The sequence below is a fragment of the Achromobacter sp. 1011791174 genome, from assembly GCF_059760925.1.
Window position 1 is genome coordinate 50,020 of record NZ_JCBANH010000039.1, and the last position, 6,343, is coordinate 56,362.

A 6,343-nucleotide genomic window follows, 5' to 3' on the forward strand; every position below is an offset into this window, starting at 1 on the left:
CTCGCCTGGGAGCGCCGCGCGCCGGGACGGATCAGTCCAGCATCAGCACCGTCGCGCCGGTGGTCTTGCGCGCCGCCAGCGCGGTCTGCGCCTCGCCCGCCTGCTCCAGGCCGTAGCGCTGGTCGATGCGGACCTTGATCTTCTTCTTCAGCACCAGGCCGAACAGCTCGTCGGACGCGGCCTGCAGCTTTTCCAGCGTGTTCACGTGCACGCCCAGCGACGGACGCGTGACGTACAGGCTGCCCTTCTGGTTCAGCACCGCCAGGTTCACGCCCGACACGGGGCCGGAGGCGTTGCCGAAGCTGACCATCAGGCCGCGCGGCTCGATGCAGTCCAGCGAGGTTTCCCAGGTGTCCTTGCCCACGCCGTCGTACACCACCGGCACCTTCTTGCCGCCGGTCAGCTCAAGCACGCGCTCGGCCACGCTCTCGCGCGAGTAATCGATGGTTTCCCAGGCGCCGTTGGCGCGCGCCAGCTCGGCCTTCTCGGGGCTGGAGACCGTGCCGATCAGCTTCACGCCCAGCGCCTTGGCCCATTGGCAGGCAATCAGGCCCACGCCGCCGGCGGCGGCATGGAACAGGATGGTCTCGCCGCCCTGCAGGCGGTAGGTCTGGCGGAACAGGTACTGCACCGTCAGGCCCTTGAGCATCAGCGCGGCGGCCTCGTCGAAACCGATGCCCTTGGGCACCTTGACGACCTGATTGGCCGGCACGTTGCGCGCCTGCGCGTAGGCGCCGATCGGGCTCTGGCCATAGGCGACGCGGTCGCCTTTCTTCAGGTGCTTGACGTCGGCGCCGACGGCGGTGACTTCGCCGGCGGCCTCGAAGCCCAGGCCGTGCGGCAGCGGATGCGGATACAAGCCCGTGCGGAAATAGATATCGATGAAGTTCAGGCCGGCGGCGTGCTGACGAATGGTGACTTCATTGGCCGCCGGCGGCGGCACTTCCACCTCGGCGAGCTTGAGGACTTCGGGACCGCCATGCTGCTCGATACGAATTGCCTTGACGAGATTGCTGGCCATGCTGGCCTCCTTTCATGCGAGTGATGCGTGAGGGAATAACGCGGATAAAACGAAATCGGTATTCAGCGCGCCGGCCTGGCGCCGGCCGTCAGCACCAGCACGCCGGCCAGCACCAGGGCGGTGCCCGCCATCTGCCACGCGGTGATCGGCTCGTCCAGGAACCAGGCCGCCAGGAACAGCACCGACACCGGGCCGACCATGCCCAGCAGCGAGGCGGTCGGGGCGCCGATGCGCGCCACCGCCCACATCAGCATGAACACCGGCACCACGGTATTGAGCGTCGCATGGATCAGCGAGTAGCCGTAGACCCCGGCGGGCTGGAGCAGCATCGTAGCGGGATGCACCGCGAAGAACTGCGCAATGCAGGCCACGCAGGACACCAGCATGGCATAGGCCACCAGCCGCGTCGCGCCGACCCGCTTGATCAGCTCCCCGGAACAGATGAGGTACACAGAATAGCTTGTCGCCGAAGCGAAAACGAACAAAGACCCTAACAGCACCTCGCCGCCCCCGCCAAAGCTCAGATCGTGGGCGAACACCAGCACCACGCCGGCATAGGACAAGGCCATGGCCAGCCACTGGCGGCGCGCCACCGGCCGCTTGAGCCAAAATGCCGACATCAGCACCACCAGCGACGGCGACAGGAACAGGATCAGGCGCTCCAGGCTGGCGCTGACGTAGCGCAGCCCGAGAAAATCCAGGAAGCTGGACAGGTAATAGCCGATCAGGCCCAGCACGCAGACCTGCAGGCGCTCCCGGGCGCTCAGGGCGGGGATCTCGCCACGGGCGGCGCGGCGCGACTGGTGCCAGGCCACGGCGGCAAAGAAGGGCATGGCGAACAGCATGCGGAACGCGATCAGCGTGACCGCGTCGATGCCGTAGCGATAGGTGAACTTGACGACGATCGCCTTGGCCGAGAACAGCACGGCGCCCAGCGTCGCCAGGCAATATCCCGCCGCGCGGCTGGACGGATGGGTCAGGGGCAAGAAACGGACAAGGCGATTCATGCGATGATTTTAGTTTCAGCGCGCGCCCGTCCGTGCGCCTTGCCTGTGCATTTGTATTTTCCGCAACGCCCCTTCCCTCGCAGCATGACCCGACAACGCGCCCTGACCTACATCCACATCGCCGCCGTGCTGTTCGGCCTGACCGGCGTCTTCGGCGAACTGATCCAGGCCGGCGCCGTGGTCATCACCATGGGCCGCGCCGTCTTCGCCGTCGCCGCGCTGGGCCTGTTCGCCCGCATGCGCCGCCGCCCGCTGCTCGGCGCGCTGACGCCGGCGCAGCTGTTCGTGCTGGTGATCTCCGGCGCCTTGCTGGCCGCCCACTGGGTGACCTTCTTCGTCTCGGTCAAGGTCGGCGGCATCGCCATCGCCACGCTGGGCTTCGCCAGCTTTCCCGCCTTCATCACCCTGTTCGAGGGCCTGATCTTCCGCGAGCGCGTGCGGCTGGCCGAATGGCTGCTGCTGGGCCTGGTCACCGCCGGCCTGGTGCTGGTGACGCCGTCCTTCGACCTGGCCGACCAGGGTACGGTCGGCCTGGCCTGGGGCCTGCTGTCCGGCCTGACCTTCGCCCTGCTGGCCCTGAGCAACCGCCGTTCCGCCTCCGGCATGGATCCGATGCAGGTCGCCTGCTGGCAGAACCTGGTGGTGGCCCTGGTCATGCTGCCTTTCGCGGCGGCGCAACTGCCCTCGGTCGCCGCGGTGGACTGGCTCTGGCTGGCGCTGCTGGGCGTATTCTGCACCGGCCTGTCGCACTACCTGTTCGTGTCCAGCCTGACCCGGCTCAACGCCCGCAGCGCCGGGCTGGTCATCGCGCTGGAGCCGGTCTACGCCATCGCCTTCGCGTGGGCGCTGTTCAGCCAGCAGCCTACGCCGCGCATGCTGGCCGGCGCCGCCTTGATCGTGGCGGCCATCGTCTGGTCCGGCCTGCGCAAGGCGGCCGCGGCCTCGGAACCTACCGCACAGTAACAGCCTTGACAATAACTGACTAGGCAGTAAAATTCGGCTCCATGAATGCCGAAACACCCAACACCGACGCCGTCGTCCACTACCGCGGCAACGACAGTTGCATGACGGAAGACAACGCCGGCTATCTGATCAAGCTGGTCTCTTCCTCGTTGAACCGCATGCTGGATCAGGAAATGGCGCCGTTGGACCTGACCGCCATGCAGTGGCGCCCCGTCGCCATGTTGTATCGCGGCCGCGCCGACACGCCGGCCGAGCTGGCGCGACTGACCGGCACGGACACCGGCGCCATGACGCGCACGCTGGATCGCCTGGAAGCCAAGGGCCTGCTGCGGCGCAATCGCAGCCAGACCGACCGCCGCGTGGTCAAGCTCGAACTCACCGAGCTGGGTGAAACCAAGGCGCGCGAAATTCCGAACAACATCGCCCGCGTGCTGAATCATCATCTGCGCGGCTTCAGCGCCGACGAGGTGCAGCAGCTCAAGCACTTCATGATGCGCATGCTGGCCAACGGCTCGGCCTGTGGCAGCGCGCCCGAGCGCTGACGTACACGCGCATCCCCGCCCAGGCGGGTTTTCTTTGGCATAATATCTGCCTAGGCAAATACAGATTAATCAATTACTTTCAGCAAACCGTCAGGATGAAACGCCTTCTCACTACCGCTTTAGCGCTCGCCCTGAGCGGCTGCGCGCTGATGGAACCCGGCCCCGAACCCGTGCCGGCGCTGGACGCGACCAAGCTGGGATTGACCGGCCAGAATGCGCTTTGGCCCGCCGACCACTGGTGGCAGCGCTACGGCGACAGCCAGCTCGACGCCCTCGTGGATGAAGCGCTGGCCAACAACCCGTCGATGAGTTCCGCCCAGGCCCGCCTGGCCCAGGCCAATGCCGCCGTCAGCACGGCGCGTTCGTCGCTGCTGCCACGGGTGGACGCCAACTACACGCTGAACCGCGAGCACCTGTCCAAACAGTACATCTACCCTGCCCCGCTGGGCGGCTCGGTGGTCAGCGACAACCGGCTGGCGCTGGATTTCAGCTATGAACTGGACCTCTGGGGCAAGAACCGCTCGCGCCTGAAGTCGGCGGTCTCGCAGCAGGCGGCCTCGGCGGCCGACGCGCAGGCCGCGCGCAACCTGCTGGCCAGCGCCGTCGTGCGCGCCTATCTGAATCTGCAGAACGGCTTCGCCCAGCGCAGCGTGCTCAAGCGCGTGCTGGCGCAACGCGCCGACGTGCTCGAACTGACGCGCGGCCGCTATTCGGCCGGCCTGGACACGCAGGTCGAGGTCAAGCAGGCGGAATCGTCGCTGGCCGCGGGCAAGGTCGAACTGACGCAGGTCGAGACCACGCTGGCGCAGCTGCGCAACCAGGTCGCGGCGCTGGCCGGCGCCGGCCCGCAGCGCGGCCAGTCGCTGACCGAGGCGACGCTGGTCGCGCCGGCCGGCGGCGTGCCCGCCAGCGTGCCGCTGGATCTGCTGGGCCGCCGTCCCGACGTCGTGGCCGCGCGTTGGCGCGCCGAAGCCGCGCGTCACGCCATCGACACCGCCAAGGCCGAGTTCTATCCGAACATCAACCTGACCGCCTTCGCCGGCTTCCAGGCCATGGGCACCGGCAACCTGCTGGACGCGGCCTCGCGCATGGCTGGCATCGGCCCGGCGATCTCGCTGCCCATCTTCCACGGCGGCGCGCTCAACGCCAACCTGGCCGGCCGCCGCGCCGACGCGGACCTGGCGATCTCGGACTACAACCAGTCCGTGCTGGACGCCGTGCGCCAGGTGGCCGATGCGCTCGACGGCCTGCGCCTGCTGGAGCAGGAACGGGGCGAGCAGCGCCAGGCGCGCGTCGCCATCGACGCGGCCTACGACCTGGCCGTCAAGCGCTACAAGGCCGGCATGGGCAATTACCTGTCGGTGCTGATCGCGCAGACGGGCGTGCTGACCCAGGCCCGCCTCGACACCGACCTGCGCATCCGCGCCTACCAGTTGGACGCCGACCTGGCCTACGCATTGGGCGGCGGATACACGCCCGCCGCCCCTGACGCCCAGCCCGCGCCCGCCGGCGCCACCACTCACTGACCGACCCGGATTCAGACGTCATGAACGCTCCCGCTACCAATCCCGCCCGCAAACGCCTGCTGCTGCTCGCGACCGGCGCTTTCGTGCTCATCGCCATCGCCTACGGCATCTGGTGGGCCCTGTTCGGCGCCCATTTCGAAAACACCGACGACGCCTACGTGCACGGCAATCTGGTGCAGATCACGCCGCAGGTGCCCGGCACCATCGTCGCCATCGAGGCCGACGACACCGAAACCGTGAGCGCCGGCCAGTCGCTGGTGCGTCTCGATTCCGCCGACACCGACGTGGCGCTGCAACAGGCCCAGGCCAAGCTGGCCCAGACCGTGCGCCAGGTCCGCACCTATTACGTGCAGAACGATGCGCTGGCCGCCGACGTCGACCTGCGCAGCGCCGACATCGTGCGCGCCCAGGCCGAGCTAGCCCGTGCCCAGAGCGACGTCAGCCGCCGCCAGCAGCTGGCCAAGTCCGGCGGCGTCAGCGGCGAGGAAATCCTGCATGCCGAAGCCGCGCTGAAGTCCGCGCAATCCGGCCTGGCCCAGGCCAAGGCCGCGCTGGCCGCCGCGCGCGCCAAGCTCGCCACCAACCAGGCGCTGACCCGGGGCACCGACGTGGCTGGGCACCCGGACGTGCAGCAGGCCGTCGCCGGCCTGCGCAATGCCTGGCTGGCGCAATCGCGCACCGTGCTGCCCGCGCCGGTCGGTGGCGTGGTGGCGCGCCGCAGCGCCCAGGTCGGCCAGCGTGTCGCCCCGGGCGCCGCACTGATGACCGTGGTGCCGCTGGATCAGGTGTGGGTGGAAGCCAACTTCAAGGAAGGCCAGCTGCGCAAGATGCGCATCGGCCAGCCCGTCAAGATGAATGCCGACCTGTACGGCACCTCGGTGACCTACCACGGCACGATCGCCGGCCTGGATGCCGGCACCGGCAGCGCCTTCGCGCTGCTGCCCGCACAGAACGCCACGGGCAACTGGATCAAGGTGGTGCAGCGCGTGCCCGTGCGCATCACGCTCGATCCCGAGGACCTGAAGAAGCACCCGCTGCGCGTGGGCCTGTCGATGGAAGTGGAAGTCGATGTGGGCAAGCAGGACGGCGAACCGCTGACGCAGGCCGAACGCAAGGAACCGGCCTGGTCCACCCGCGCATTTGAGCCGGCGCACGGCGAGATCGACGCCATGGTCGTCAAGATCATCCGTGACAACCTGGACACCAGCGACGCCGTGGCGTCGGCGGCGTCCGCCGGCCCGGCCCGCTGAGGAAACGCCATGAGCACTCCCGCCCAGCCCGAGG

The 6,343-nt window shown here is 68.4% G+C and carries 6 protein-coding genes; 4 read left to right on the forward strand and 2 right to left on the reverse strand.

What is annotated here, in order from left to right:
* Nucleotides 1-31: 31 nt before the first annotated feature.
* Together AC6LJ5_RS15460 and AC6LJ5_RS15465 are read right to left on the reverse strand one after the other, a co-directional pair.
* Entirely contained in the window at nucleotides 32-1,021 is a 990-nt protein-coding gene (locus AC6LJ5_RS15460) for a quinone oxidoreductase family protein (RefSeq protein ID WP_392410900.1), read from the reverse strand.
* Nucleotides 1,022-1,083: 62 nt separating this feature from the next.
* A complete protein-coding gene (locus AC6LJ5_RS15465) occupies nucleotides 1,084-2,028 on the reverse strand; it encodes a DMT family transporter (protein WP_392410901.1) in 945 nt (314 codons plus the stop codon).
* 84 nt (nucleotides 2,029-2,112) lie between these two features.
* Between AC6LJ5_RS15465 and AC6LJ5_RS15470 the strand changes: the two genes are divergently transcribed.
* The 4 genes from AC6LJ5_RS15470 to AC6LJ5_RS15485 all read left to right on the forward strand — a co-directional run bounded on the left by AC6LJ5_RS15470 (nucleotide 2,113) and on the right by AC6LJ5_RS15485 (nucleotide 6,309).
* Entirely contained in the window at nucleotides 2,113-2,991 is an 879-nt protein-coding gene (locus tag AC6LJ5_RS15470; RefSeq protein WP_392410902.1) for a DMT family transporter, read from the forward strand.
* A 101-nt stretch (nucleotides 2,992-3,092) separates the two neighbouring features.
* Nucleotides 3,093-3,533, forward strand: coding sequence for a MarR family winged helix-turn-helix transcriptional regulator (locus AC6LJ5_RS15475; protein WP_392410931.1), 441 nt, complete (start codon nucleotides 3,093-3,095; stop codon nucleotides 3,531-3,533).
* Nucleotides 3,534-3,628: 95 nt separating this feature from the next.
* Nucleotides 3,629-5,059 carry an efflux transporter outer membrane subunit gene (locus AC6LJ5_RS15480; RefSeq protein WP_498140932.1) on the forward strand — a complete coding sequence of 477 codons (1,431 nt, stop codon included), beginning with the start codon at nucleotides 3,629-3,631 and terminating at the stop codon, nucleotides 5,057-5,059.
* 20 nt (nucleotides 5,060-5,079) lie between these two features.
* Entirely contained in the window at nucleotides 5,080-6,309 is a 1,230-nt protein-coding gene (locus AC6LJ5_RS15485) for an HlyD family secretion protein (protein ID WP_498140933.1), read from the forward strand.
* Nucleotides 6,310-6,343 lie beyond the last annotated feature (34 nt).